Raw genomic sequence first — 26,620 nt, forward strand, 5'->3', positions numbered from 1 at the left:
GCAGCGCCGGCAACACGCCGCTGCCTGGGGCAAGGACCGGCCCCTGTGCCGCCTCTCGCAATGTCCGGCAATCAGCCACCCAGGCACCAGAATGCGGAACGAAGTGGCCAGCATCACAACACATCATCTCACACGATGGCACACGCAAGCCTCGAACACTTTGTTGCCCGCTTGGCCTCCTGCGCGCAGCTGCAACAGCAGCTCGATGCGCTCCGACACGCCGGTCGGCAGGATCCACGACAGAACTGCCCCACAACCCGAACGCGTCCCACGCCTGGGCTCCGTCGCGGGTAGCGACATTGCCGCCGATGACGTCGACGCCGGACGGGACCAGGTGCATCCGCTGCGCGAGGCTGCGCCGCAGTACACGGTGGGTGGTCCCGTCCATGAGGACACGGTGCAGAGCGGCGCCTACGTCCGGCCGACCGTCTTCGCCAACGTCGATCCGGACGCTGTCATCGCCCAGGAAGAGATCTTCGGGCCTGTCGTGGTCGCATTCCGTGCGACAATGACGATCACGCCGTGACCATCGCCAACAGCACCGTCTACGGTCTCGACGCCGCGGTCGCCGGCGAGCACGAACACGCGCTGGCCAGCACCCGGCGAATCAGGAGCCGGACAGGTCGACATCAATGGCGGTCAGTTCCACATGTGGCATGGCAGTTCGGTCGTAGCGGTGAATCCGGCCGGCGCGTGCCGGACTTTGGCGCAGCGAAGGTCAGCCGCCTGCCGGCCGGAATGGCAGCTTCCCGTCGAGAAGGAACACCTCCATGCCCCACGAGTCGCTGACGCTCCCGGACGTGGTCCTCGGGCGCGTACTGCGCGTGGCCTTGGAGAGCCCGGCCGGATTCCTGCCCGACGACTCCATGGCGTTCCGCCGGCTCAAGTCCGGCACCAGTACTACAACCGCATCTGGGGTGCGTGGCCTTGGCGTTGGTAGTGACAGCGGCTGGCTCGGGCCTGGCTGGTACGTCGGTAGCGTGACCAGGACTGGCGGTGCTCGTGGCCGTAGCAGACGTAGCGGCAATTAGTTTCAATCGATACCGTATCGAATGAATAGAAGGCTGGTAATGTACTGGCATGACCGCGGACGTTCCTCCCCAAACCACCGCCTCCCGTGCGACCGACCGCCCCGGGGATACCTCGCCTTTCGCTCTCGGCTTGCTGCTGCGCCGGGCACACTGGCACGCGGCCGCGGTGATGACGGAGGCGCTTCGGCCGCTCGGCATCGAGTTGCGGCATTTTGCCGTGCTGATCGTGCTGGTCAACCGCGGGCCCACGGTGCAGCGGGACTTGGCGGCGGCGACGGGGTCGGACAAGGCGGGAATCATGCGCGTCGTGGACGACCTGGAGCGTAAGGGGCTGGCCGTACGCAAGGCCGTTCCGGGGGACCGGCGGGTGCGGGCTGTGGAGATCACGCCTCAGGGCATCGAGCTTTTCGATGCAGCTCATGTTGCGGCGGAGCCGCTGGCTGAGCGTCTGGTTGCCGAGCTGGGGCCCGACGAGCCCGCGCTGCTGACGGATCTGCTGACCCGGTTTACCTATCCCGCAGGCGGTGAGGCGTAAGCGCGCCCGCGCACCGGTTGCCTGCCGCGTGGGCGCGCTTCGTCCAATGCGGCTTTCGCGGCGAACCCGGCTTGGGAGCTGCGGCCATCGTCGTTACGCGCCGACCCTGGCTGCGGGTGACGGTCAGGGCTTCGTCGCCGGCGGGGACCGAGCTGCCCGCACGGCTGCCGCGCCGCAGACCTGGCCGGCGGTGTGCCCTTCACCGCGCCACGAGGACGCCGTGTGACGCCCTGGGTCGAGGCGTCACACGGCATCTAATGCCCGGGGGTTACGCGGCGAGGCGCTCCGCGAGTTCCTTGGCCTTGGTGGTCGCGGCCTCGAAGGCGCGCTCGCGGGAGGTCTCGTAGAGGGGGACCAGTTCAGACATGGCCGGGTTGCGGGGGGCCATGGTGAGTTCCGGGACGATGAAATCGACGTCCAGGCCGAGGGCGCCCTTGAGGACGGCCTCCAGGTAGTTCTGTACGAACTCGTAGCCCTCGCGCGGGGTGCCCGGCGCGTAGGAACCGCCGCGGCTGGCGACGACGACGACCGGGGTTCCCTGGGCGGACGGGGTCTCGCCCGCGGTGCGGCCGAGCAGGAGCACGTTGTCCAGCCACGCCTTGAGGGTCGACGGGATCGAGTAGTTGTACATGGGGGCGCCGATCAGGACGGCGTCCGCCTGCTCCAGTTCCTCGATGAGCTTCACGCGCGCGGCGAACGCGGCGGACTGCTGCGGGGTGTGCTCGGCGGGGGCGGCGTAACCGGCGGACCAGGCGTCGGCGGTGATGTGCGGGACAGGGTTGGCGGCGACGTCGCGGTAGATCACCGTGCCCTCCGGGTGCTGCTCCTCCCAGGCCTTGCGGAAGGCGTTCGTGACCGAACGGGACGAGGACGCCTCGCCGGGGAACACGGACGAGTCGATGTGCAGCAGCGTGGCCATGGACTTTCTCCAAAGAGCGGTGCCCGAGGCGGGGAACCAAGGGCTGAGGATTCGTACTCGACGATAGTTAAGCACAAGACGGTATTGAATGATACTATCGTGAGTGAAACGGAAGGGGGGCTGCGTGAGCAGATGGGAGTTAGGCGATCTTGGACGTCTATGAGGCGGTCACGAGCCGACGGGCAGTGCGCGGATTCACCGACCGGGACGTCCCGAGGGAGGTGCTGGAGCGCGTGCTGTCCGCGGCGGCTTGGGCGCCGTCCGGATCGAACCTCCAGCCGTGGCACGCCTACGTGCTGACCGGCGGGCCGCTGGCCGAACTCAAGAAGCGCGCCGGTGAGCGCGTGGCCACAGGCGACCCCTGGGACGAGCCGGAGTACGAGCAGTACCCGCCCGCACTGAAGTCCCCGTACCGCGAACGCCGATCCGCCTTCGGCGAGCAGCGCTATGGCGCACTCGGTATTCCGCGCGAGGACCTGGAGGCGCGCCAGAGGGCCGCTTCGGCGAACTGGGACTGTTTCGGCGCGCCCGCCGCACTGTTCTGCTACATCGACCGCGATCTGGGCACGGCCCAGTGGTCGGACGTCGGCATGTATCTGCAGACGGTCATGCTGCTGCTCCGTGCCGAGGGGCTGCACAGTTGCACGCAGATGGCATGGGCGAAGTATCACAAGACCGTCGCGGAGGTCCTGTCACCCCCGGACGAGCTCATCCTCTTCTGCGGCATGTCGATCGGGTTCGAGGACGTCACGGTGGGTTACACCCGTACGGGCCGGGCGCCGTTCGACGAGACGGTCACGTTCGTCGACGGTTACTAACGCCGCCCGCCCCAGCCGGTCAGGGCGCCGTTTCTTGCCGCGCCCACACAGTGGTTCATATGGGATATTTCGCACATACTACCGACGAAAGGCACGTCATGAAGATCGCAGTCATCGGCGGTACCGGTCTGATCGGGTCGCAGGTCGTCAAGAATCTGAACGCCGCCGGGCACGAGGCGGTACCGCACTCGCAGTCCACCGGAGTCGACGTCATCAGCGGCCAGGGACTGGACGAGGCGGTGGCAGGAGCCGACGTCGTCGTCAACCTGACGAACTCCCCGACCTTCGACGAAGCCTCCCTGGCCTTCTTCCAGACCTCGATGGACAACCTGCTGGCCGCGGCCCAGAGGGGCGGCGTCGGCCATTTCGTCATCCTCTCGATCGTCGGCGTGGAGCAGGTGCCGGAGCTGGACTACTACCGGGCCAAGGTGCTCCAGGAGAACATCCTCGCGGCCGGGCCGATCCCCTACTCGATCGTCCGGGCGACGCAGTTCATGGAGTTCATGGACGCCGTCCTGTCCTGGACCGCCGACGGCGACACCGTCCGATTGCCTGCCACGCCGATCCAGCCGATCGCCTCCAAGGACGTGGCCAGCGCGGTGGCGGAGGTCGCTGCGGGCGCCCCGCTGAACGGCATTCGCAACATCGCCGGCCCCGAGATCTTCTCCCTCGACGAGCTGGGCCGGATCACCCTGTCCCGCAAGGGCGACAACCGCACCGTCGTTACCGACCCCACTGCCGGGATGTTCGCCGTCATCAAGGGTGACGTCCTCACCGACAAGGACGCTCACCTCGCCCCTACCCGCTACACCGACTGGCTCTCCTGACTGGCTCGCGCCCTCTCAGGCGCGCAGACCGCAGAGAGCCAAGGCCTGGCCGTCGTGGGTGATCACAACAACTCGGCACGGCGGCCAGGGGTGGTTTATGCCGCTTAATACAGCGACCGCATCTACCACGACGGGTGCTGAATTGGCTCGCTGTTTGTGACCGGGCGATGAATCGTTGACAGTTGATCAGGCCGAGTCGTGGGCCGGGGGGATAGCCGGTTCCATGCCCGGTTCGCCCACCGTGTTGGCAGATCGGAGCCCTCCCCCATCGGCGCCGGGGACGCCGTGCTGATCGGCGACGACACCGGCTTGCTGAAGAAGGGCACCAAGTCCGCTGGCGCCCAGCGGCAGTACACCGGCACAGCCGGCCGCACGCAGAACAGCCTATCTACGAGCAGGACTGGACCTCATATCAATCGGCGTCCCCGGAGATCCGCCGGTTGATGGGCCACATCGTCGTCACGGGCTACTGCCACAGCAACGAGGCTGACACCTTCAAGTTCACAGCTTGTCGGTCCTGACGGCCAGAGCCACGGATCTCGCGAGGTCCCGTGCGCCTCCCGGCCAGGGGATGCAGTGCGTTGTCACCGGTTTCGGTGACAGCTTCACCAGACAGGCCTGGCTGGCGGTGTCACACATCGGGTGGTCGCCCGGTCTTAGTGGGGAAACCAATCCGATTCGGTGCCGTGGTGAGAAAGGTAAATCATGAGGGTTACTCGTCGCCGAAGACCAGTCTCATCGGCACACTTCGGCTTCAGCGGAGGCGACTCGTCGAGTGGTCGTGGCCATGAGAGGCGTCGCACCATGACGGGCGACAAGGGGACACGCCCCCTGTCATCGAACCGACCGCCCGGGGACCCGACGTCGGCGGGCTTGCGCGCCCTCCCCCGTCCCGTGGCCGTTGTGGTGGGCGCCGGTGGCGTGCTCGGAGCGGCGCATGTTGGTATCGGGTATGCGCTGGAGCAGCGCGGATTCGTCCCGGACATGATCATCGGGACCTCGGTGGGTGCCCTCAACGGGGCCATCGCGGCTGCCCACCCCGACAGAGCCGCGCCGTGGCTGGACCACGTGTGGACGGAGTTGCGTCGCCGTGAGGTGTATCCGCTCGGCTACCTGTCCTCACGGGCCAGCATCTTCACCGATCGCGGCCTGCGTCGACTGATCGCTCGGGCTGGGCTGCCGTCGCGGATCGAGCAGCTGGCGGTCCCGTTCACCGCGGTGGCCATGGACCTGGTCACCGGCGCTCCGGCGCTGCTCGACCACGGAGACCTCGAGTCCGCGCTGCTGGCCAGCGCAGCCATTCCCGGGATGCTGCCCCCGGTGCATCGTGAGGGCCGGACACTCGTCGACGGCGGGGTGATCGCCTATGTCCCGGTACTGGCGGCCCAGCAGGCTGGGGCGGCCAGCGTGGTGGTGGTGTCGACCGGGCCGGAGAGCTCGTCATTGCATCACACCCTTCCGCGCCGACGTGCCAGTGCGATCGCCGCCCGGGCCGGGCAGCTGCTGTTGCACCATCAGATCGAGCGGGACCTGCATGAGGTGTCCAAGCACATCCCGACCGTCGTGCTGCCGACCGGTATCGAGGCCTGGCCCGCCCCGTGGGACTTCGGCCAGTCCCAGCGGCTGATCAGCACCGCCTCCCTCGCGGCGGGTCGCTTTCTCGACGGGCTGCGCATCAGTGGGCCGGGGCTGTATCGGGCCGACGATCCTCCGGCGACATCGGCCAGTCCGGGCGCGGCATCGACTTCCTCCGTGCTGGGGGTCGGCTGGTGAGCACCATCGCGTTCTTCAACATCGCCATGCACGGGCGCGTCAACCCGACTCTGCCGGTCGTGGCCGAGCTTGTCCGGCGCGGCCACACCGTCACGTACTACACCTCGCCCGCGTTCCGTGCGGAGATCGAGGCCACCGGCGCGACGGTGTGCCTCTACCCCGGGGGCGACCAGTCGCTCCCCGATCCGCCGACGCCGGTCACGCTGATAGAGGGGCTTGCGGGCACCGCCGTCCGCTTGCTGCCCGCTGTGCTCACCGACCTGCGGCGCGCGCGACCCGACCTGATCGTCCACGACAACGCCTGTTTGTGGGGCGCAGTAGCCGCCCGCGAACTCAAGGTGCCGGCGGCATCGTCGTTCACCACGTTCGCCTTCAACCGGCATGTGCCCAGCCCCACCCACGGCTCGTGGGACCTGCTGGCCGCGGCGGCGGCTCGGCCCCGCAGCATCCAGGGCTGCCTGCGGGCGCGCTGGGAGCTGCACCGCCGCTTCGACACGCGTGGGCTGCCACTGCTCGACTTGGGAAACATCCGCCAGCCGCTCAATCTGGTCTACACCTCGCGGGCGTTCCAGCCTGCCGTCGAGGACTTCGACCAGTCCTACCGGTTCGTTGGCCCAAGCATCGGCGCCCGCCCAGTCGACCCGTCGTTCCCGGCCGATCGGCTGCAGGACCCGGTGCTGTACGCCTCGCTGGGCACGGTGTTCAACGCCGACCCGCAGCTACTGCGCAGCTTCGCCACCGCGCTCGCCCCGCTGGGCGCCACCGTGATCGTCTCCACCGGGCAGACCGATCCCGCCGCGCTGGGTCCGTTGCCGGCCAACGTGCTCGCCCGCCGCTTCGTGCCGCAACCGGAGGTACTGGCCCGCGCGGCGTTGTTCGTCACCCATGGCGGGATGAACAGCGTCAACGAGGCCATATACGCCGGAGTTCCGATGCTGGTGGTCCCGCAAGGCGCTGACCAGCCGATGGTGGCCCGTCGCGTCGTCGAGCTCGGCGCCGGCCTGTCGATCCGTAGCCAGGACGTCGCCGAGGGCTCCGTGCATGCCCTCGCCCGGCGCCTGCTCGACGACCCCCGGTTCCGGGCAGCCGCGGCCACCCTGCAGGTCGCCCAGCACGAGGCGGGTGGATATCGGCGCGCCGCCGACGAGCTCGAGCAGTACCTGCATGCCGCCGGCTCGGTCAGTCGGTCGGCTCCCGTCGATCCGTCACAGCGAGGCTGAGTGATGTCACCCGTCATCGTCCTGCTGGTGTTCGCCGGGCTGTCGGAGGCCGCCGGGCGCATCCTGCCTCTGGTGGCGCGCCGGCCTGGCATGTCGCGGCCTTCTGTGGCTGGGTTGCTGCTGCCCGCCGGCCTCGTCGAAGGCGCTGTGTTCGCGCTGTGGCCGCTGACCGCGTGGACCCTGGCCGAGCTTGTGCAGTCCCCTCCACTGCCAGGCAGCGGGTTGGCGTGGACACCAAGCCTGGTCGCCCCGCTGGTGCTCGCTGCCGTCCTTGCATTCCCGTTGATCGGACCCCTGCTCCACCTGCTGCTCTTTGTGGGGGTCGGGGCCGGCCTGGCCGGCCCACTCGCCGCGGCGAGCGGGCTGGGCTGGTGGGCCGCCGCCGGTTGCGTGGCCGTTGCTGGGGTCGCACTTGGTGTCGCTGTAGAGGCCGTTCGGCGTCTGGTCGTGAGGATCAGTGCGACCCGGGCACCGGAGCCGATCGCATGAACGATTTCCTGCTCTGGGTCTGCGCGCTCGGGCCGGCTCTGCTCGCCGAAGCTCTGCTGGCCCGCTACGAGGTGCTGGCCTACAGCGCCGGCTGGCGGGCCCCTACCACCGAGCTCCCGGAGGGCGTGCCCTATGCCCGCGGTGCGGCTCCTGATAGTCCCCCGGACGCCTACCTGGTCTACCTGGACGGCATCGGGAAACGCCGCGTCCGCGACACCCGGGACGGCGGCCAGCTGGTCAAGGCCCTGATCGCCGGAGCGCCGGAGCTGCGCGTGCTGGGTCAGGTGCAGCCCTACTCGCCGCTGGCCGCCCCGCTTGCCGATCGGCCGGTGTGGGCGCGGCTGCGCCGCCATGTCGGGCTGCTGCTGTTCCTGCACAACGTCATGCAGATCTTCGTCGCCGCCGACCACCGGTACCGCCCCCTGTACAACCGGGCCGTCGGCTCCCAGATCGCCACGCAGCTCCGGCTCGCCGGCTACCAGCCCGACAGCGGTATCCCCGTGGTGCTGCTCAGCTACAGCGGCGGCGCCCAGGTCGCCACCGGCGCGGTTGACGAACTGCACGCCCAGCTGCGCTCCCCGCTCCTGCTGATCACGCTCGGTGGCTTCCACAACGGCGCCAACGACCTCACCCATGCCGAGCACGTGCATCAGCTCACCAGCGCGAGCGACTGGATTGAGCGCGTCGGCACCTGGATCTTCCCTCAGCGCTGGCGGCTGTTCCGCCGTAGCGGATGGAACCGGGCCGGCCGCTCCGGGAAGATCACCGTGCATCGACTCGACCCGGCCACCCACCTCGGGCCGCACAGCTACATCAGCCCGGAGGCGTGGCTGCCCGACGGCCGCAGCTACCTCGACCGCACCACCGACACCGTGATGGCGCTCATCCGTGCCCGCCACAGCGCGACCGCGGCGACACGCGACCCATTGCCGTGAGGGCCTCGACCAGAGCGCGCGGCGCAGGGCCCGGCACGCTTGGCGCGAAGTCGGCCTTGTCGGGCGCCTCCGTCGCGACGCCGTCGGCTGAATTTCTCACGGAGGGGACTTGAGCGACGGAGCCGGGAGCTCCTGCCCGGGCACCGCCGCCGCGCGCCCCGTTGCCGCGGCCCGCGGGAGGCGGCCCTCACGGGGCGGCGGCCGCCGTCCAGGACAGAGCAGCACCAGGACCCAGATCCTCGCAGTCGCGCTCGAACTCTTCGCCACCAAGGGCTATTCGGGCACGACGATGCGCGGGATCGCCCAGCAGGCGCAGGTGGACCCGGCGCTGATCCACTACTTCTTCACCAACAAGGACGGCCTCTTCCAGGACGCCGTTTCCTCCCGGATCGACATGTCCACCCTCTTCGACTCCCTTACGGACGAGGAGGCGGGGGCCGGGCTGAAGGGCCGCGGAGAGTGGATCGCCCGGACGTTCCTCTCCTTCTGGGAGGACGAGTCGACCCGCCCCGCGCTGGTCGCCGTCTTCCGGACCAACGTGTCGGACAAGGCGACCACCAAGGGGTTCCGCGACCAGATCGAGGCCGCCTTCGCGTCGTGCCTGGGCCGGATCGCCCCCGAAGAGACCGAGCGGACACCGGCGTTCACGTCGCTGGTGTCCGCGCATCTGGCCGGCCTCGTCATGCTGCGCTACGTCCTCGCGGTGGAGCCGCTGGCCTCACTCGACTTCGAGGAACTGATGGAGTGGCTCGTCCCCGCCATCGAGGTCCACTTCGACCGGCTGCCCCAGGAGTAGGCGGCGGATGCGCTCTCGCGACGGGCCACGGCCGAGGCCCGGTTCGGATCCCCGCCTGGGCTGCTCTCCCGGTGCTTCGGCGGCCTGGGCCCACGCCAGGACGAAGACGCCCCGCCGCGCGGCGAGTAGGGAACGAATCCGAGCTCGACCGCGCTGTCCTCGGCAACCACGTCCCTCATCATTCGCGGAGCAGTCGCTTGAGGAGCGGGACAGCCGCGGCATTGCGGCGCGCGTCCTGCTGTGACGGCTTATAACATGGGGACCCAGAGCTGGAGGATATCTATGCGCGCCGAGGATGACGCCGACTCCCTTGACCAGGCGACGAGGGATTTCATCACAGCGCGTCCCCAACTCTTCGGCATCGCGTACCGCGTGCTCGGCAGTGCTGTGGAAGCCGAGGACATCGTTCAGGAGGCGTGGCTGCGGTGGCAGAACACCGACCGCGCCGACATCCACGAGCCGGCGGCGTTCCTCGCTACGGTCACCGCCCGTCTGGCGATCAACTTCGCCCAGTCCGCCAGGGTGCGGCGTGAGTCGTACGTCGGGCCCTGGCTTCCGGAGCCAGTCGATACAAGCGTGGATCCGCAGTTGGGAGCGGAACGGGCAGAGGCACTTGACCTGGCGGTTCTCTTCCTCTTGGAGAAGCTGAACCCCGTGGAACGGGCTGCTTACGTTCTGAGGGAAGCCTTTGACTACCCGTACAAGCAGATCGCGGAAATCCTGGAGACGAGCGAAGCCAATACGCGCCAGTTGGTGAGCCGCGCCCGGAAGCATCTGTCAGGGGAACGCAAGGAGCCAGTCAGCTCTACCGCTCACCGGCGCCTGATGGAGGTGTTCCTCACTGCGGCGCAGACCGGAAATCTGTCCGTGCTCGAGGATGTTCTCACTGCGGACGTGGTCAGCTACTCCGACGGTGGAGGGATGCGCGGGGCATCCAGGATTCCGGTCGTCGGGCGTCCGCACGTCTCCAAGTACCTTGCCGCCTTCGCCCCACGTTTCTGGCATCAGGCAGACGTTCGCTGGGTCGAGGCCAATGGCAGGCCGGCCGTCCTTGTCTCGGCCGATGAAAACCCGGTGGCTTTGCTGTCCGTCGATGTGTCGGCACAAGGCATCGAACGCATCATGTGGGTAATGAGTCCGGCCAAACTTGCTCCTTACGTGGCTTCACTGAGCAATTGAGAACGTCCGCGCCCTGCAGCGCGCCATCCGCAACACCATGACCGAGGACGCAGGAGTCGTACGCGACGAAGAGGCCTGCGCGCCGGGCTGGCGTAGTTGACAGTGATCGAGAAGAGAATGGAGGACGTCGGAGTCCACCCGGACATCGCAATCAGGACCTCGCGCACGCCTTTGATCTCAAGTCCGCCGTCCTGGCATCCCGGGCCGCCCTCGAAGCTGCACTGGAGCGTCGCGAGACCCGCGGCTGTCACACCCGCAGCGACTACCCCGCCCTGGATCTCGCTCTGCAAGTCAATCTCGTGTGGTCCCGACGACTGGTATCACCCGTGAGAGCATGCCGGCCATCCCCGACGAGATTTCCTCTCTGATGGAAGAGGTCTCGACTGATGGAGAACTTGCGGAATGACCTCGTACAACTCGGCGAGGCACGCAATAGCGGAACGCCCGTCTGCTCCTCTTCGAACACACCATGTGACCGCTGGCGGAGTCGTGACGCGAGCGGATGAACAGCCGTGCCGTGCGTGCGATCAGCCCTTGAGGGCCGCATCGGGAAATTTTCTCGATTCTGGAGAACCCTGTCACAAGTAGAGCGTCTGTCCTGTCTCTCCTGTGGAGACCGAATTTGTTCGGTGCCGGTGAGCAGCTCATCGCAGGATGCGTGCCGCACCATGAAAACCTCCGAGAGGAATCCGTTATGAAGGTCGTAGTGATCGGTGGAACCGGGCTCATCGGCTCGAAGCTGGTCAGCAAGCTCGACGAGCACGGGCACGAGGCGGTCGCGGCCGCGCCGAGCACCGGCGTCAATACTCTGACGGGCGAGGGTCTGGCCGAGGTCCTGCAGGGTGCGTCGGTCGTGGTCGACGTGTCCAACTCACCCTCGTACGAGGACGAGGCCGTCATGAACTTCTTCCGCGCCTCCACGACCAACCTCCTGGAGGCGGAGGCGGAGGCAAAGGCCGGCGTGACGCACCACGTGGCGCTGTCCGTAGTCGGCACCGACCGCCTCCCGGAGAACGGATACTTCCGCGCCAAGCTGGCCCAGGAAGAGCTGATCAAGGCGTCCGGCATCCCCTACTCCATCGTCCACGCCACCCAGTTCTTCGAGTTCATGAAGGGGATCGCGGACGCGGCCACTGAGGGCGACACCGTGCGTCTGTCCCCCGCCAAGATCCAGCCCATCCACTCCGACGACGTGGCAGCGGCCATCGGCCGCACCGCGGTCGGTACCCCGGTCAACGGCGTGGTGGAGGTCGCCGGTCCCGACGTGTTCCAGTTCGACGAGCTCATCCGCGAGGTACTCGCCGCACAGAACGACCCCCGCACGGTCGTCACGGACCCGCACGCCCCGTACTTCGGTGCCGAACTCCAGGAGACCTCGCTCCTTCCGGGCCCTGCCGCGCACATCGCCGAGACCCGGATCACCGACTGGCTCGCGCAGCAGCAGTAAGCCATGCGGGTGACCCCTGCTTGCAGACGGGGGCCGCCCCTGCGATCCGGCCGCAGGTCCACTCCACCGCTGAACGGACACTGCGTTGGACTTCGACGCGCGCGGCCCGGCCCGCGATGCGGCCCATCAACTGATCGAACATCGCCCGCCACCGAGCAGGCACTACGCTGTGACCTGCGGCCACCGCCTGATCTTCGTTTGTCGACACAACTCACGACGATCATCGGTGGCCGTGGCCGTCTCCGCTTCGGCCCTGACTACCGGCGGACTGGCCATCACGTACGGTCTGCGACATGACGGTAGAGGATTCGAAGGCCCCAGTACCCCGGGTGCAGCTGGTCATTGGCATCATCCGCAGAGGCAACGAGATCCTCCTCGTGCGAGAGAGCCTCGGCGCCGACGGCGAGATTCTCTGGTCCCTCCCCGGTGGCGGGGTGAAGGACGGCGAGCTCATACACGAAGCCCTCCGGCGCGAGCTACAGGAGGAGACGGGGCTGCTGGTGGGCGACCCGGTGCGGACCGCATTCCTCATGCACATCGACTCCGAGCAGCACCCTTCGGCGTTGGCCGCTGCCTTCGAGATCGACGAGTGGTCGGGGGACGTCGCGCCGGAGGACGACGACATCAATCAGGCCGCCTTCTTCCCCCTGCCCGACGCCCTGGAGCTGCTCGGCGAGCTGGACAGCGCGACGCAGCGGGAGCCCATCGTCGGCTATCTGACCGGGGATGTCGCGCCAGGGACCACCTGGCTGTACCGCAACCGGGGAAAGGAGGAGACGCTCGTCGCCCGCTGGTGACGCCAGACAGTGGCCACCACGCGAAGATCACAAACCAGGGCTGGAGGACTAAGCCCTTTCTCGGCGCTCTCCGCGATGATCCACCGAGCAGTCGCGTATGCCTGTTCGATGGCGACCGGTTACCTGGCCTTCGGCGAACGGTCGTACTCGCCGAACACGACGGCGGCATTCGTCCCGACGGCCAGCTCGCGCAACATGCGGTCACGAGTGCCGACGTTGCCGATGACCCGACCGCCGCCGCGCACGTAGAGGACGACCGGCAGCATCCCCCTGGCTGCCAACGGGCATGAAGAATGGGCTTTGTCATCAGTGCGCTCCCCTGCCGATGGCGGAATTGAGCCAGGCGGGGACCGAGTCTGCTTCCATCCGTTTTCACGGGGCCCGTCACGGACGCCTCGGCCGCGTTCACGGCGCGTATTGGACGATGTGCCGACTCCATGGATCGGACTGCGGAAATCCAGGCCGCACTGCTCCGTCAGTACGGTGCTGCGGTGGAACGAACCGTGGTGTGGTTGCAGGTGTAGCCTCTTGCGGGTCAGTGGTTTGGAAACCGGTCGTTGCTGAAGCATCAGTCCCGGCACAGCCCGTGTTGTGTCCTTTCTCCGTCGCATCGCAGGGACCTACCCGCATGAGTCAGTCACCGTACGTTGGCGTTGCCTGGTTCCGGCCGATGCTTGCTCGTCTTTCCGACGAGGAGCACCGTTCCGCCACTGCGCTGGAGCTGCTTTTCGATCTCTGCTTCGTCACTGCCGTCGCCCAGATCGCTTCCGCATTCGAGCATGAGCTCTCGGAGGGCCATATAGGTCACGGTGTCCTCGGCTATGCGCTCGTCTTCTTCGCTATCTGGTGGGCCTGGATGAATTTCACATGGTTCGCCTCGGCCTATGACACCGACGATGTCCCGTACCGGATTCTTACTCTCGTTCAAATCGGGGGCGCCCTTGTCATGGCAGGCGGCGCGGCGCAAGCTCTCGAAAACGATGATTTCACCGTGATCACCTGGGGCTATGTTGTCATGCGGCTGGCCATGACAATTCAATGGTTGCGTGCAGCGTATTCGGATCCTGAACGCCGGCGGTGCTGCTTGCGCTACGCCTTTGGCATTCTCGTGGTTCAGATCGGCTGGGTGGTCCGTCTCACCCTGCCGGGTGACGGTGGTCTCAGCTCATTCCTGGTTCTCGCCGTGGCTGAACTCGCCATTCCGGTGTGGGCTGAGCATGCGGCCCGCACCACGTGGCATCCGCGTCACATTGCCGAGCGCTATGGTCTGTTCACGCTCATCGTGCTCGGTGAGTCCGTCACTGCTTCCTCCAGCGCCGTGCGAACCGCATGGGGCACCGACGTGGATCCCGGCACGGTCGCCCTGCTCGCGCTGGGCGGCCTGCTCACGGTTTTCTCCTTGTGGTGGCTGTATTTCAACCAGAACGCGCCACGCCGACTTGCCACCTTCACCACAGCCATGCTGTGGGGCTACGGCCACTACGCCCTCTTCGCCTCCGCAGCCGCCACCGGTGCGGGCCTTGCCCTCAACGTCGCTCATGCCACCGGCCACGGCGCCCTCACCGACCAGCAGGCTGCAGCCACGTACACGGTCCCTGTGGCCGTCTTCATCGCGTTCGTATGGCTCCTGCAACGGCAGGCCTCGCAGACATCCGCCCTGACCGGCATCGTCCACCTGGCCGCGGTCCTCGCCGTCCTGGCCGCCACCTACACAGCCGTGCCCGTGCTCAGCACCGGCATCATCTCAGCGCTCCTGATCATCGCAACCCTCTTCATTGCCGGGCGTGGCGTTGTCAGGCCGTCCTGACGCCGGCCCGCTCCCGCCCCGCTCGGCGCCGTGGCCGGGCGCGCAGCCCAGAATGCGGCCGCAGCGGGTCCCAGCGCAGTTCTCCTGGCGTTATCCGTTCGCGGACATCGACCCGGCGATGCGGAACATGGGCGCGGGCAAGGCGATCAAGCCAAGCCCGTGCTCACCATGCTGACAGTCCGTCAGTCGACCGTCAGGACCAGCTTTCCCGTGGTCCGGCCGGTGTCGCCGAGCCTGTGTGCCTCGGCGGCATCGGCCAGCGGGAAGGTGCCGGCGATCGTGGCGCGCAGCTTCCCCGCCTCGACCAGCGCCCCGATCGCCTTCATGCCGCTGTGCGAGGCGTCCACGAGCATCCGCAGCGCCCGGACACCGAGCCGCTCGGCCTCCTCGTAGAGGTCGTTCGAACCCACCGGCAGGATCGACACCACGAGTCCGCCCGGCCGCAGCACGCGCAGCGAGCGCGTCGAGTAGTCGCCGCCGACCGTGTCCAGGACGACGTCGACGTCCTTCACGGCCTCGGCGAAGTCCGTCTCCCGGTAGTCGATCGCCTCGTCCGCGCCGATCCCGCGCAAGAACTCGTGCTTGCCCGCGCTCGCCGTACCGATCACATACGCGCCGCGCGCCTTGGCGATCTGCACGGCCACGTGCCCCACCCCGCCGGCCGCCGCGTGGATCAGCACCCGCTGGCCCGGCTGCAGGTCGGCGTACTCCACCAGCGCCTGCCACGCGGTCAGCGAGACCAGCGGCAGCGCGCCCGCCTGCGTGTGGTCGATCGAGGCCGGCTTGTGCGCGAAGGCGCGCGCCGGGGCGGTGACGTACTCGGCGTGTGAACCGTGGCCGTACGGATAGGACAGCATCCCGAAGACCTCGTCGCCGGGCTCGAAGCGGGCGACGCCGATCCCGACGGCCTCGACGACGCCGGAGACGTCCCAGCCCAGTACGAAGGGCGGCTCGCCCAGGAAACCGCCGGTCGCGCGGTGCTTCCAGTCGGTCGGATTGACGCCGGCGGCGCGAACCCGGACCAGTACCTCGTTGGTGCGCGGCTCGGGACGCGGGAGCTCCACTTCCTTCAGGACCTCGGGTCCGCCGAGGGTGTCCTGGCTGATGGCTCGCATGGTGTTCATGGTGTTCACAGTGCTCATGGTGAACCAGCCTGCCGTGGGCCGCAGAGCGGGAAAATGGCATGATTGCCAACCTTCGATAGGATCGTGCCATGCGTGGTGAACGGAAGGCGGAACGGGTCGTGGTCCTGGCCCTGGATGGCGTCTACCCCTTCGAGCTGGGCATCCCCAGCCGCATCTTCGGCGCGGCCGACGGCCGCTACGAGGTCTTGACCTGCAGCGTCGACGGCCAACCGGTGCGCACCAACGCCGACTTCACCATCGGCGTAGGGCACGGGCCCGAGATCCTTTCCACGGCCGACACCGTGGTGGTCGCCTCCATTGCGCCCCCGCACATCCCCACCGGGCTGCCCGCCGTCGTCGCCGCCGCGCTCGCGCGGATCCGCCCCGACGCGCGGATCGTGTCCATCTGCACCGCCGCCTTCGTCCTCGCCGCGGCGGGCCTCCTCGACGACCGCAGGGCCACCACACACTGGCAGGTCGCCGACCTGTTCCGGCGCCGCTACCCGCACGTCGACCTCGACGCCGACGTCCTGTTCGTCCACGACGGCCGGATCCTCACCTCGGCGGGCGCCGCCTCCGGCGTCGACGTCTGCCTGCACATCGTCCGCACCGACCACGGCAGCGAACTGGCCAACGCCGTCGCCCGCCGCTGCGTCGTACCCCCCTTCCGGGACGGCGGCCAGGCCCAGTACATCGAGCAGCCGGTCCCCGAGAGCGGGGCCGCGAGCACCGCCGCTGCCCGGGCCTGGGCCCTGGAACGCCTCGACGAGCCGCTCACCCTGGCCGACCTCGCCGGCCATGCCCGGATGAGCCTGCGCACCTTCGCCCGCCGCTTCAACGACGAGGTCGGCATGAGCCCCGGCCGCTGGCTCATCCAGCAGCGCGTGGCCCGGGCCCGGCATCTGCTGGAGTCCAGCGACCTGTCCGTCGACCGGATCGCCGGCCAGGTCGGCTTCGCGACCGGCGCCTCCCTGCGCCAGCACCTGCACGCCGCGATCGGGGTCTCCCCGCAGGCCTACCGTCGCACCTTCCGGACGGCCGCCCGCACTGAGGTTTTCGGCCTTGGGTGAGGATGATCTCGCTGATGGGTGTATCCCGGTGTCATGCGGTATCCCGATAGGAGGGCCTGACCGCGAGGCAGCGGGGCGGGAGCAAGTGCGGTTCGAGGCCGCCGATTTCTTCGCGCAAGGGGTGACGCCGCCGCAGATGGTGCCCGCGTCCTCGTGATCACGCGGGGGCTCATGTCACACGACCCGTGTGTGCCCGGTCTAACGGATTGAGCGGTCTAACGGATTGAGCCGAGAAAATGAAAGAGGTGTGTCGCGTGCGCGAGGACTCAGCCATCCGCTACTCATGCCTCCGTGCCGCGCACAGGGCGTGCATGGGGGCACCCTGCCGGGACGCCAGTATCTGAAGCCCTCCTGGACGTCGAGGGGGTTGATGCGTGGAACGTCGACGGGGTTGATGCGTGCGGCCACGTTGTGTGGTGCCGTGCGAGAGGGAGGATGCCGTATGGGCCACGCTGACGCGGTGCCGATCGCGGAGATGCTCGACGAGCGTCGATATCTGCTGGATGTCGCCTACTGGATGCTGGGCACCCCCAGTGAGGCGGAGAGCATTGTCGATGAGACCTACCACCGGTGGTACGTGCTGTCCGACGCTGCGCGCCAGCAGATCACAGCTCCCCGTTCCTGGCTGGCGAAGACAGCAGCCGCGTTCTGCTGAATGCGCTGGGCTCCCTGTCGCCGGCCGAGCGGGCCGCGTTCGTGCTCCATGACGTCTGCGGGATGACACCCGACACGGACGCCGACATCGTGGGGCGCACGGGGCCGGAGTGCGCCGAACTCGCCGACCGGGCCCGTCACTGCCTTCGGCTGCAACGCTCACGTCCCACGACGCCGGAACAGCACGACGCCCTCACCCGCATCGTCCGCCAGGCGTGCGTGGCCGAGGACGCCGACCTGCTGGCATCGCTGCTGTGCCCGGACGCCACGGCGTTCTTCGACGGCGGTGGCAAGGTACGGGCACTCATCAGGCCCGTCCACGGCAGCCGACAGGTCGCAGACAGCCTGCTGACACTCCTGGCCCGGCGCCCACGCACCACACTGACCATCCACTCCGTCAACGGCCGCACCGGCCTCATCGCCCGCTACGACCACCAGGTCGCCGCCGTCATCAGCCTCGACATCGCCGACCACCACGTCGTACAAGTCTGGGCCGTACTCAACCCCGACAAACTGCGCTCCTGGAACCAGCCCCCTCCTCCGGGTGGTCCAAGCTCAGACCAGAGCCCGTCACAGCAGGGCAACGACTGGTCCTGATCAGTCTTTGAGACCGCGCGCGTGAAGGCGCACGGGCCTTCCAGTGGCCCGGGGCGGACGCGGTCGGGTGCTTCCGTTGGTCGCGCGATGACCGTCTCGTCACACTGCCGCAGTCACACACCATCCGACCCGGGGTCGAGGGCAGCTGCGAAGCGGGAACGCGAATCCAGGATGCGGCGATCTTGCGGGCTTCCAGCGAGGCCGCATCTCCCGTTCGAGCTGCTGAGACGAAGGCTTTCAGAAGGCGTCGGTGCTCCTCCGTGTCCACGCTCTCCCGCTGCTCGTCCGACAGGTGCTTGCGAGCACGGCTTACGATCTTCCGCACGTTGACGAGGCTGAGTTGAAGGATTTCAGCGATCTCGGGATAGGCGTAATCGAACGCCTCGCGCAGTACGTATGCGATTCCGAAGAGAAAAGGACGATCAGATTACCGACAACCACGTGTTTTCATGCACGTTGTGTCTGCCGCGACGGTGGCAATAGCTTGTGCGCTACGCGCCGCGCCGTCGTCAGTGTGTTGCATCCGTAGGGAACCTGTTGGGGCCCGTCTGGTGCGTCTACATTCAGAATGGGTCACTGCATATGATGTAGGGGGACCCGTTCCGGCGTTCGGAACCAAGCTGCACCACATGTGAGCCGGGGGCGCGGCACGAGGGGTTGAGGATGAGAGGAACACATGGTCTCTGTAACCCACGCAGCGCATAACATTGAGGTCACCGCTGAGAGCCTTCAAGAGGACCTGGCGCGCCTGCAGGCCCAGAAGCAGGCCCTGGAAAGGGAGCTGGCCGCGGTTGTGGCGCACCTCGGCTCGGTGCAGCGGGCCCTCAGCGCGTTCGAGGCCCTGATGCTTGACCCGGCTGTTGCGGCTTCGACGGGTACGGCCGTTGCTGCAGCTGCGCAACGGGGCCAGGCTGGGACGCCCGGCGAACCGCAGACAGACCATGCCTCCGCCGAGTCCGCAGGCGCCACACTGAAGTCCGCGCCCCGGGCTCGGAAGCCGCAGAGCGGCAAGGACTCGGAACGTCCTGTTGCCGCCGGCACCGACACGGACGCGCAGAAGAAATACGGCAAGCTCACCGAGCAGATCATGGAGTACTTCGGCAGCGTCGGCGATGTCGACGTGCGAGCGCGTGATGTTGCCGCGGCTCTCGGCCGTGACACCGACAGCGGAAGCATCAACGGCGTCCGCAGCACCCTCGACCGGCTAGTCGGTACCTCCCGTGTCCAGCGGACCGGCCGGGGCCTCTACCGCGCCAAGCGTTCCTAGACGTATCTCCTGGCCCACGCAGGGCGCAGGCGGCGCACGGTGCTTTGCCTACCTGAGTGCGGCACCAAGAATGCGATGAGCACACCTTGTGGGCGTGTGGCAATGCCCCACCTGGTTCGCAACGTGTGCATCGCGCACCTCCAGAGTCCCCGGTGACGGCCCGGGCGGTACGGCCACTCCGTGCAGGGGGCTCACGCAGGGTGACAGGCCTGCTCGAGTCGCCCGGCGGCAGCCGCCGCCTCGGGTCTTGGCAGCCGCTTGAGCGGCTCAGCGGTCCAAGACCTGAGGCTGCGCTACTGCTGTGCGTGTCCTCCGCGCCGATGCTGCGGCTACTGCTGTGGCCCTTCCCTCGCGCCGTCCGCTGGCGGCCACCCTCCCGGGCGCCCCGGACCCCGTGTGACGGGCACGCTGTCGGGGCGGCCGGCCACCGGGCGCACGGGTGGCCCGGAGCACCGGTGGCCGGGCCCGGTGGTCAAGCGTTCTTCGGCCCAGCCTGCTGAATCACCTCAAAGGACCACAGTGTGGAGCCGCTGGCCGCCGGCTTGGGGCGCTCTCCGCCCTCCCCGCTGCCGCCCTGGTGAGCTGCCTTCATCGGCCCCTCCAGCCAAGCCTGGAAGGACTCCTCGTCACGCCACCGCGTGTAGACGAGGTAATTGTCGGTGCCTTCGGCCGGGCGGAGGAGTTCGAACCATTCGAAGCCGTCGGAGTTCTCGACGGCGTGCGCCCGGGAGGCGAAGCGCTTCTCGAGGGTTTCCCGCTGTTCGGCCGGGACGGTCAGTACGTTGATCTTGACTACGCTCATGGCTCCATCCTGCCGCAGGGGTGGGTGCCAACGGTGCACCGGCGTCGTGCGGGATCGGAGCATCTGCGCTGGCGCATCGCGAAGTCGTCGAGGATAGAGCAGGTCCGGATGTATCAGTTCACGGATCCGTTTCTCCCAGGTGCGGTCTGCGTGGCCGTCGGCGAGGTCGGCGAGGATGCGGCTGGTCTTGGCGACGCGGACGTGGGCGCCCTGGCCGACGGCGAGAGGACCGTGGGCCCGGGCATTGTGAGTCCTGCCGACTCCGACGGTTATCGAGGGTTCGGTTCGAGATTCGGCATGTTGCCGCTGGGTGGGACCTTCATGAGATCGATGTGACGTGGCTGCGATGTCAGTGCAGCCTCGTATGTTGGCCGGATGACTCAGAAGGTGGTCGACGAGCGAGCCGTCGAAGCGGCAGTGAACGATGCTGAACAGGCGATAGCAGAGTTTGACGGGGCCTGCCGGTGGCTGGCTGCTGCTCGGCAGGGACTCATGGAGCCTCTTGGGGCCGAGGTCTGGGGGGACTGCTGCAGAGTTGGGTGACACCTGACCTGGCTTGCTGAGAGGCGGCCTGGAAGGATGTCGCAGTGCCCAAGCCGTATCCCAAGGAGTTCCGCGAGGACGTCGTGCGAGTCGCGCGCAACCGCGAGCCCGGCGTCACGCTGGAACAGATCGCCGCCGACTTCGGCGTCCACCCGATCACGCTCTCGAAGTGGCTGCGCCGCGCCGACACCGACGAGGGCGCCAGGCCCGCAACGGCATCGGATGAGTCGGCCGAGCTGCGCGAGGCACGCAAACGGATCCGGCTGCTGGAGCAGGAGAACGAGGTGCTCAGGAGGGCGGCGGCGTATCTGTCGCAGGCGAACCTGCCGGCAAAATGATGTACCCGCTCGTCCGCGAGCTGGCCGCTGCCGATGCCCCTTGCCGGGTGCCGGTGGCGGTGACGTGCCGGGTGCTCGGGCTGGCCCGCCAGCCCTACTACCGGTGGCTGGACCGGCCGGTCACCGACGCCGAATTGGCCGAGGCATACCGGGCCAACGCCTTGTTCGACGCGCACCGCGACGATCCCGAGTTCGGCCACCGCTTCCTTCTCGACGAAGCGCGCGTCGCCGGTGAGGCGATGGCCGAGCGGACCGCCTGGCGGATCTGCCGGGACAACGGCTGGTGGAGCGCCTTCGGCAAGCGCAGGGGCCGCGGGAAGAACGCCAAGGCCGGGCCGCCGGTCCACGATGACCTGGTGCGGCGGGACTTCACCGCGGACGGGCCGAACCGGCTGTGGCTCACGGACATCACCGAGCACGCAACCATCGAGGGCAAGCTGTATCTGTGCGCCGTCAAGGACGCTTTCTCGGGCCGTATCGTGGGCTATTCCATCGACGCCAGGATGCAGTCCCGCCTCGCGGTGAGAGCGCTGGAGTCCGCCGTCGTCCGCCGCGGCCCCGTCGCGGGGTGCATCGTGCACTCCGACCGCGGTTCGCAATTCCGGTCCCGCAAGGTCGCCGCCGTACTCAACCGGCATGGCCTGGTCGGTTCGATGGGCCGGGTCGGGGCCGCCGGCGACAACGCCGCGATGGAGAGCTTCTTCGCACTGCTGCAGAAGAACGTCCTCGACCGCCGTACCTGGGCCACCCGCCAGGAGTTGCGGATCGCGATCGTGACCTGGATCGAGCGGACCTACCACCGGCGCCGACGGCAACGACGCCTGGGCCGATTGACCCCCGTCGAGTACGAGACCATCATGACCCCACCCGCAGCTCTTGCTGCATAAACCCGCTGTCACCCGATCATGCAGCAGTCCCGTTGCTCCTTGCCTGCTCTGCTCTGGCTGCCGGTTGCTCGTTGCCGGTTGCTGGTTGCTGGTTGCTGGTTGCTGGTTGCTGGTTGCTGGTTGCCATCGAGGCACAGCTGGACGCGCCGGTCGGGTTGCAGGGGAAGTAACTCAGAACTTCATGGCGCCGGCGGCCAGGTTGGCGATGAAGTGGCGCGAGCCGATCAGAAAGACCCCGATCAGCGGGATCACCGATATGAAGGCGCCGGCGATGACCATCGACTGGTCGGTGGTGTAGACACCGTTCAGCTGCTGCACGGCCACCTGCAGCGTCACCTTTCCCGGGTCGGTCATCACGATCAGCGGCCACAGGTAGTCGTTCCAGACGTGGAAGAAGGTGAAGATCCCCAAGAACGCCAGCCCCGGGCGCAGCACGGGAAGCCCCACGGTCCACCATTGGCGGAAGAACCCGGCCCCGTCCACCTTCGACGCCTGGATCAGCTCATCGGCGATCGCCCCTTGCGCGTACTGCCGCATCCAGAAGATCCCGAATGCGTTGGCCGCACTAGGGATGATGAGCGCCTTGAGAGAGCCGACCCAGCCCAGCCAGGCAAGGGTGACGAACTGCGGGACGAGCGCCAGCTGCATCGGGATCATGAAGGTGGCCAGCACGATCCAGAACAGCACCTTCCGCCCGGGGAACTCGTACTTGGCGAAGGCGAAGGCGGCCAGCGAGTCGAAGAACAGCACCAGGAGCGTCGTGGCCGTGGCCGCCACGATGGTGATGCCCATCGCCCCCCAGAAGTCGATCCCGTCGAACACCTTGTTCACGTTCTCCCACAGGTGGGGCCCGGGAATCAGCTTGGGCGGGTAGGCGAAGATGTCCCCGGTGGTGTTCGAGGCCATCACGAACATCCAGTAGAACGGGAAGAGTGAGGTCAGAACGCCGATCATCAGCACCGCGTGGCCGACGATCGTGCGGACTCTGGCGGCAGTTTCAGCTCGCACGGGACTTCCCCTTCCCCTTGCCGGTGCCCAGGTGGTCCTCGCCGCGGCCGCCGACCAGCCGCCAGTTGATGATGGAGAACGCCGCGATCAGGATGAAAAGCGCCCAGCCGATGGCCGCGCCGTAGCCGAACCGGTTGAAGATGAACGCCTGCTGGTACAGGTAGAGCACGATGGTGGTGGCCTCGCCGCCGGGCCCGCCGACGTTCCCGCTGCCGTCGGGGAACAGCACCTGCGGCTCGGTGAACAGCTGCAGGCCGCCGATGGTGGAGGTGATGGCGACAAACAAGATCACCGGGCGGAGCATCGGGATGGTGATCCGGAAGAACGTCTGGCGGTTGTTGGCGCCGTCGATCTTGGCTGCCTCGTACAGGTCGCTGGAGATGGCCTGCAGGCCGGCCAGGCAGATGATGGTGTTGTAGCCGACCCATCGCCAGGTGGAAATCGCCGCGACGGAGACCTTCATCGCCCACGGGTCGGACAGCCAGCCGACCTCGCCGGCGCTGATGGCCCGCAGCATGCTGTTGAGCAGCCCGGAGCTGTCGCTGAAGACCGAGCCGAGCACGACGGTCATCGCCACGATCGAGGTGACGTTCGGTACGAAGTAGGCCACCCGGTAGAACGCCTTGAACCGCACGGTGGTGTGCAGCGCATAAGCAATGACCAGCGCCATGAAGATCATCGGGACGGTGGACAGGATCCAGATGACCAGTGTGGTGCCGATCGACTGCCAGAAGGTGGAGTCGGTCACCAGATACGCGTAGTTCTCCCAGCCGATCGACTTCATCTCCCCGATGCCGTCCCAGGACATGAACGACAGGTAGATGGAGAAGCCGACTGGGAAGACACCGAAGACGGCGAAGAGGATGAAGAACGGCGAGACCGCGGCGTACATCGGCCAGTAGCGGCGCCAGCCGGGCAGTGGCTTGGACCGGTCCGTCTGCTGCTTGTCGATGCTCCCGCGCAGGGTCGGGGTGAGGGTCATTCAGATCGCCCCTTCGCGGCTCAGTTCGCGCTCAATGGAGTCCTGGGCGTCCTTCCAGGCCTTTCCGACGTTCTTGCCGGACTCCACGTTGGTGATCTCGGCGACGAAGACCGGCGTGATCACTCGGTCATACGGGCTCTTGTAGACGGTCTTGACCTGCCGGGCCGACTTGCCGAACACCTCGATGGTGCGCTGACCGCCGTAGAAGGGCAGCGGCTCGCGCACCTCCGGCATTGCGAAGGATCGCGCACTGGACGGGAAGAGCGACATCTCCGTGAACGCCTTGACCTGGTTCTCCGGAGACTGCAGCCAGGTGATGAACTCGTAGGCCGCCTCGGGATTCTTGGAGTACTTGGTGATCGCCAGGAAGGAGCCGCCGACGTTGCCTGCGCCGCCGGGCGGGTCGGCCACTCGCCACTTGCCCTTGGTCTTCGGTGCGGCCGCTTCCGGAAAGGCGAAGCCCCACCACACCGCGCCGATGGCAACCGGCTGGCGGCCGTTGGTGACCACGCCGGGCACGTCGGTGGAACCGTCCAGGGCGCCGGCCGACAGGCCCTCCTTGCTGACCCGGTATGCCAGTTCGAAGACGTCGCGGAGCTCGTCGCGGTCGCCGATGTACGTGCCGTCCTCGGTCATGAACTGGCTGTCCAGCTGGCCCAGCCGGATGTCCCAGATGTTCTTGAGATTGGGGCAGATCACCGCGCGCTTATGGGACTTCTGGATCTCCTTGCCCAGGGCGATGTAGCCGTCCCAATCCGGGGCCCGGGCGGCCAGCTCCTTCGGATCGGTGGTGATCCCGGCGTCTTCCAGTATGTCGGTGCGGTAGAACAGCCCGGTGGGTCCGGTGTCCATGGGGAACGCGATCATCTTGCCCTCGGGCGTGACGCACTGGTCCCACTTCCAGTCCAGGTACCGGCTCTTCAGCTCGGCCGCGCCGAAGTCGTTCAAGTCGACGAACTCGTCCTGGTTGGGGAAGTAGGTGGCCACGTCGGAGTTGATGCCGATGATGTCGGGCACCATGGATTTGCCCGCAAGCGCGGTGCGCACCTTGGTGTTGTAGTTGCCGCCGATATTGGTGCGGCTGAGGTGGAAGTCCTCGGCTCCAGGTATTCCCTTGGTTTCGGCCTGGGCGACCAGCTTGTCGCTCACTGACCGGTCCCAGGTCCACAGCGTGATCTCATCCGGGTCGCCGAGCGAGCGCTGCGAGCCGCAGCCCGCCAGCCCCAGCCCTCCGACGACGGCCGCTCCGGCGCCCAGTGCCAGAAGCCGTCTTCGTGTCACTGCCATCAAGCATGCACCACCTCTCTGGGCTTGCGGCTCATCCCTTGATCGCTCCCGAGGTGATCGGTGCGGCTGCGGAGGCCGAAGTGCGCATCCCCCGGTCACCGCATGTGCGGCGAGAACCGCGAGAACCGGGCAACCGAATGTCGCGTAAGCATGCGAAAGGGTTTTCGATCAGTCTCGGTGCTGCTGGAACGTAGAGGCACTCAAGGGCGCCGTCAATACTGTCTGCGCCATGGCGAGTTGGCGCTATATGGCCGACCTGATCGCGCCTGCAGTCCTCGTAATATTTTTCGGCTGCAGGGAGCGTTAGGCTGCGAACTCCGAAAGGAGGGGGCTTATGTCGTCAGGGCCCGCCCGTGTCACGTTGTCGACCGTCGCAGCCTCCGCCGGCGTGTCCGTCGCCACGGTGTCGAAGGTCGTCAACGGGCGGCCCGACGTCTCGCCGGCAACCAGAGCCCGGGTGCTGGACCTGCTGCGCCAGCACGACTACGGCGGCAATCGCGACGATCTGCGCGCCTTGCCCACGGTCGAACTATTCTTCGGCAGGGTACGGTTGAGCGCCCACTCGGTGGAGATCATCCAAGGGGTGACAGAGGCCGGGGCCCGGTCCGGCGTCGCCATCGTGGTCGGCAGCCAGCGCAACCTGGATCCCACACCCCCGCCCGGCGACTGGGCCCGCGGCCTTGCCACCGCCGGGCGGCGCGCCGTCATCGCCGTGGCGGGCGCCCTCTCCCCGGAGATGGTCGAGGCCCTGGCCAGGGTGAGGCTGCCGCTGGCCTTGATAGATCCGCTCAGCCTGCCCGAGGTGTCGACGAACAGCGTCGGCTCCACCAACTTCGCCGGCGGTCACGCCGCCACCCAGCATCTGCTGTCCCTCGGGCACCGTCGGATCGCCTACCTCGGCGGCTACCCCGAGGTGGGGTGCAACCGGGCCCGACTGCACGGCTTCCGCAGCGCGATGGAGGCGGCCGCGCTTCCGGTGCCGGAGCAGCTCTGCCGGCACGCAGGCGACTTCTCCCATGAGCGGGGCGTCGCCGCCGGCGGCTCCCTGCTGGACCTGAAGGACCGTCCCACGGCGGTCTTCGCCGCCAGTGACACGCTGGCCGCCGGGGTCGTCGAAGCCGCCCGCAGCAGGGGACTGCGGGTGCCGGAGGACCTCAGCGTCGTAGGGTTCGACGACACCCAGGTCGCCCAGCAGTGCTCGCCCCCACTGACGACGGTTCACCAGCCGCTGCAGGAGATGGGTGCGGTCGCCCTGCGAACTGTGCTGCAGCTTTCCGCCGGTGAGGAGATCGACTCCCACCATGTGGAGCTCGCCACCAGGCTGGTGGTGAGGACGTCGACCAGCCCTCCATCGCCCCGTGACGGCATCCGCTGATCAAGGGCGGCGCGCAGAACACGAGCCGCGAGCCGCACGGGCGCGTACGCCGGAGACCAGTCGTTGTCGTGCCCCCGAAACCACAAACGACACGAGAACGGGCGCGTCAGCCA

The 26,620-nt window shown here is 67.6% G+C and carries 26 protein-coding genes and 4 pseudogenes; 22 read left to right on the forward strand and 8 right to left on the reverse strand.

Translation table 11 applies throughout. The annotated features are described in order from the left end of the window. Positions 1 to 205: 205 nt before the first annotated feature. A complete protein-coding gene (locus ACSMXV_RS01600) occupies positions 206 to 526 on the forward strand; it encodes an aldehyde dehydrogenase family protein (RefSeq protein ID WP_473175893.1) in 321 nt (106 codons plus the stop codon). 554 nt (positions 527 to 1,080) lie between these two features. Beyond that, positions 1,081 to 1,566 carry a MarR family winged helix-turn-helix transcriptional regulator gene (locus ACSMXV_RS01605; RefSeq protein ID WP_473175894.1) on the forward strand — a complete coding sequence of 162 codons (486 nt, stop codon included), beginning with the start codon at positions 1,081 to 1,083 and terminating at the stop codon, positions 1,564 to 1,566. Positions 1,567 to 1,834: 268 nt separating this feature from the next. Here the strand turns inward: ACSMXV_RS01605 and ACSMXV_RS01610 are convergent, their stop codons facing one another. Continuing rightward, on the reverse strand, positions 1,835 to 2,485 hold the full coding sequence (locus tag ACSMXV_RS01610; protein WP_473175895.1) for an FMN-dependent NADH-azoreductase: 651 nt from the start codon (positions 2,483 to 2,485) through the stop codon (positions 1,835 to 1,837). A 149-nt stretch (positions 2,486 to 2,634) separates the two neighbouring features. Between ACSMXV_RS01610 and ACSMXV_RS01615 the strand changes: the two genes are divergently transcribed. From ACSMXV_RS01615 to ACSMXV_RS01670, 12 genes and pseudogenes are all read left to right on the forward strand, one after another. Further along, on the forward strand, positions 2,635 to 3,303 hold the full coding sequence (locus ACSMXV_RS01615) for a nitroreductase (RefSeq protein WP_473175896.1): 669 nt from the start codon (positions 2,635 to 2,637) through the stop codon (positions 3,301 to 3,303). 98 nt (positions 3,304 to 3,401) lie between these two features. Continuing rightward, positions 3,402 to 4,130, forward strand: coding sequence for an SDR family oxidoreductase (locus tag ACSMXV_RS01620; RefSeq protein ID WP_473175897.1), 729 nt, complete (start codon positions 3,402 to 3,404; stop codon positions 4,128 to 4,130). 279 nt (positions 4,131 to 4,409) lie between these two features. After that, positions 4,410 to 4,511: pseudogene (locus ACSMXV_RS01625) on the forward strand (transposase); the annotation flags it as partial. 513 nt (positions 4,512 to 5,024) lie between these two features. Further along, complete coding sequence (locus ACSMXV_RS01630) at positions 5,025 to 5,903, forward strand: patatin-like phospholipase family protein (protein ID WP_473175898.1); 879 nt, start codon at positions 5,025 to 5,027, stop codon at positions 5,901 to 5,903. Further along, positions 5,900 to 7,123: a macrolide family glycosyltransferase gene (locus tag ACSMXV_RS01635; RefSeq protein WP_473175899.1), complete on the forward strand. Its 1,224-nt coding sequence runs from the start codon at positions 5,900 to 5,902 to the stop codon at positions 7,121 to 7,123. The genes ACSMXV_RS01630 and ACSMXV_RS01635 overlap by 4 nt, the downstream gene beginning before the upstream one ends. A 3-nt stretch (positions 7,124 to 7,126) precedes the next feature. Then, positions 7,127 to 7,612, forward strand: a complete 486-nt coding sequence (locus ACSMXV_RS01640) for a hypothetical protein (protein WP_473175900.1) — start codon at positions 7,127 to 7,129, stop codon at positions 7,610 to 7,612. Then, complete coding sequence (locus ACSMXV_RS01645) at positions 7,609 to 8,547, forward strand: hypothetical protein (protein WP_473175901.1); 939 nt, start codon at positions 7,609 to 7,611, stop codon at positions 8,545 to 8,547. Before ACSMXV_RS01640 ends, ACSMXV_RS01645 begins: the two co-directional genes overlap by 4 nt. A 109-nt stretch (positions 8,548 to 8,656) precedes the next feature. After that, a complete protein-coding gene (locus ACSMXV_RS01650) occupies positions 8,657 to 9,343 on the forward strand; it encodes a TetR/AcrR family transcriptional regulator (RefSeq protein WP_473175902.1) in 687 nt (228 codons plus the stop codon). A 282-nt stretch (positions 9,344 to 9,625) separates the two neighbouring features. Beyond that, positions 9,626 to 10,522, forward strand: a complete 897-nt coding sequence (locus ACSMXV_RS01655; protein ID WP_473175903.1) for an RNA polymerase sigma-70 factor — start codon at positions 9,626 to 9,628, stop codon at positions 10,520 to 10,522. Beyond that, positions 10,521 to 10,928, forward strand: a pseudogene (locus tag ACSMXV_RS01660) (succinate dehydrogenase); the annotation flags it as partial. The gene ACSMXV_RS01655 and the pseudogene ACSMXV_RS01660, both read left to right, overlap by 2 nt. Positions 10,929 to 11,216: 288 nt before the next feature. After that, positions 11,217 to 11,969 carry an SDR family oxidoreductase gene (locus ACSMXV_RS01665; RefSeq protein ID WP_473175904.1) on the forward strand — a complete coding sequence of 251 codons (753 nt, stop codon included), beginning with the start codon at positions 11,217 to 11,219 and terminating at the stop codon, positions 11,967 to 11,969. A gap of 293 nt (positions 11,970 to 12,262) precedes the next feature. Beyond that, on the forward strand, positions 12,263 to 12,766 hold the full coding sequence (locus tag ACSMXV_RS01670; RefSeq protein WP_473175905.1) for an NUDIX hydrolase: 504 nt from the start codon (positions 12,263 to 12,265) through the stop codon (positions 12,764 to 12,766). A gap of 119 nt (positions 12,767 to 12,885) precedes the next feature. Here the strand turns inward: ACSMXV_RS01670 and ACSMXV_RS01675 are convergent, their stop codons facing one another. Beyond that, on the reverse strand, positions 12,886 to 13,047 hold the full coding sequence (locus ACSMXV_RS01675; protein ID WP_473175906.1) for an alpha/beta hydrolase fold domain-containing protein: 162 nt from the start codon (positions 13,045 to 13,047) through the stop codon (positions 12,886 to 12,888). Positions 13,048 to 13,394: 347 nt separating this feature from the next. On the opposite strand from ACSMXV_RS01675, the gene ACSMXV_RS01680 reads away from it, so the two are divergent. Beyond that, positions 13,395 to 14,573: a low temperature requirement protein A gene (locus tag ACSMXV_RS01680; protein WP_473175907.1), complete on the forward strand. Its 1,179-nt coding sequence runs from the start codon at positions 13,395 to 13,397 to the stop codon at positions 14,571 to 14,573. 182 nt (positions 14,574 to 14,755) lie between these two features. On the opposite strand, the gene ACSMXV_RS01685 is transcribed toward ACSMXV_RS01680, so the two are convergent. Beyond that, positions 14,756 to 15,697: an NADP-dependent oxidoreductase gene (locus ACSMXV_RS01685; RefSeq protein WP_473179208.1), complete on the reverse strand. Its 942-nt coding sequence runs from the start codon at positions 15,695 to 15,697 to the stop codon at positions 14,756 to 14,758. 89 nt (positions 15,698 to 15,786) lie between these two features. Here ACSMXV_RS01685 and ACSMXV_RS01690 point away from each other — a divergent pair, with 89 nt between their 5' ends. The 4 genes and pseudogenes from ACSMXV_RS01690 (at position 15,787) to ACSMXV_RS01705 (ending at position 18,018) form a co-directional block, all read left to right on the forward strand. Then, positions 15,787 to 16,767, forward strand: a complete 981-nt coding sequence (locus ACSMXV_RS01690) for a GlxA family transcriptional regulator (protein WP_473175908.1) — start codon at positions 15,787 to 15,789, stop codon at positions 16,765 to 16,767. Positions 16,768 to 16,800: 33 nt separating this feature from the next. Next, a pseudogene (locus ACSMXV_RS01695) lies at positions 16,801 to 16,906 on the forward strand (IS630 family transposase); the annotation flags it as partial. Positions 16,907 to 17,209: 303 nt separating this feature from the next. Beyond that, on the forward strand, positions 17,210 to 17,422 hold the full coding sequence (locus ACSMXV_RS01700) for a hypothetical protein (RefSeq protein WP_473175909.1): 213 nt from the start codon (positions 17,210 to 17,212) through the stop codon (positions 17,420 to 17,422). Positions 17,423 to 17,484: 62 nt separating this feature from the next. Beyond that, complete coding sequence (locus ACSMXV_RS01705) at positions 17,485 to 18,018, forward strand: sigma-70 family RNA polymerase sigma factor family protein (RefSeq protein WP_473175910.1); 534 nt, start codon at positions 17,485 to 17,487, stop codon at positions 18,016 to 18,018. Between the two features lie 187 nt (positions 18,019 to 18,205). On the opposite strand, the pseudogene ACSMXV_RS01710 reads toward ACSMXV_RS01705, so the two are convergent. Then, positions 18,206 to 18,418: pseudogene (locus tag ACSMXV_RS01710) on the reverse strand (sigma factor-like helix-turn-helix DNA-binding protein); the annotation flags it as partial. 276 nt (positions 18,419 to 18,694) lie between these two features. Between ACSMXV_RS01710 and ACSMXV_RS01715 the strand changes: the two are divergent. Next, complete coding sequence (locus ACSMXV_RS01715) at positions 18,695 to 19,285, forward strand: hypothetical protein (protein WP_473175911.1); 591 nt, start codon at positions 18,695 to 18,697, stop codon at positions 19,283 to 19,285. 472 nt (positions 19,286 to 19,757) lie between these two features. On the opposite strand, the gene ACSMXV_RS01720 is transcribed toward ACSMXV_RS01715, so the two are convergent. Continuing rightward, positions 19,758 to 20,087 carry an antibiotic biosynthesis monooxygenase family protein gene (locus ACSMXV_RS01720; protein ID WP_181658887.1) on the reverse strand — a complete coding sequence of 110 codons (330 nt, stop codon included), beginning with the start codon at positions 20,085 to 20,087 and terminating at the stop codon, positions 19,758 to 19,760. Between the two features lie 587 nt (positions 20,088 to 20,674). Here ACSMXV_RS01720 and ACSMXV_RS01725 point away from each other — a divergent pair. Beyond that, positions 20,675 to 21,855 (forward strand): IS3 family transposase gene (locus tag ACSMXV_RS01725; RefSeq protein ID WP_473173730.1). Its coding sequence is split into 2 segments (ribosomal slippage): positions 20,675 to 20,959 and positions 20,962 to 21,855, totalling 1,179 coding nucleotides; the frame shifts between segments, so codons are not numbered across the junction. A 171-nt stretch (positions 21,856 to 22,026) separates the two neighbouring features. On the opposite strand, the gene ACSMXV_RS01730 is transcribed toward ACSMXV_RS01725, so the two are convergent. The 3 genes from ACSMXV_RS01730 to ACSMXV_RS01740 are packed head-to-tail and all read right to left on the reverse strand — an operon-like array spanning position 22,027 to position 25,132. Beyond that, a complete protein-coding gene (locus tag ACSMXV_RS01730) occupies positions 22,027 to 22,863 on the reverse strand; it encodes a carbohydrate ABC transporter permease (protein ID WP_473175912.1) in 837 nt (278 codons plus the stop codon). After that, positions 22,853 to 23,845, reverse strand: coding sequence for a carbohydrate ABC transporter permease (locus ACSMXV_RS01735; RefSeq protein WP_473175913.1), 993 nt, complete (start codon positions 23,843 to 23,845; stop codon positions 22,853 to 22,855). The genes ACSMXV_RS01730 and ACSMXV_RS01735 overlap by 11 nt, the downstream gene beginning before the upstream one ends. Beyond that, a complete protein-coding gene (locus ACSMXV_RS01740) occupies positions 23,846 to 25,132 on the reverse strand; it encodes an ABC transporter substrate-binding protein (RefSeq protein ID WP_473175914.1) in 1,287 nt (428 codons plus the stop codon). Between the two features lie 334 nt (positions 25,133 to 25,466). On the opposite strand from ACSMXV_RS01740, the gene ACSMXV_RS01745 reads away from it, so the two are divergent. Beyond that, entirely contained in the window at positions 25,467 to 26,507 is a 1,041-nt protein-coding gene (locus ACSMXV_RS01745; protein WP_473175915.1) for a LacI family DNA-binding transcriptional regulator, read from the forward strand. Positions 26,508 to 26,620 lie beyond the last annotated feature (113 nt).

This window comes from Streptomyces sp. DSM 42067, assembly GCF_055792885.1.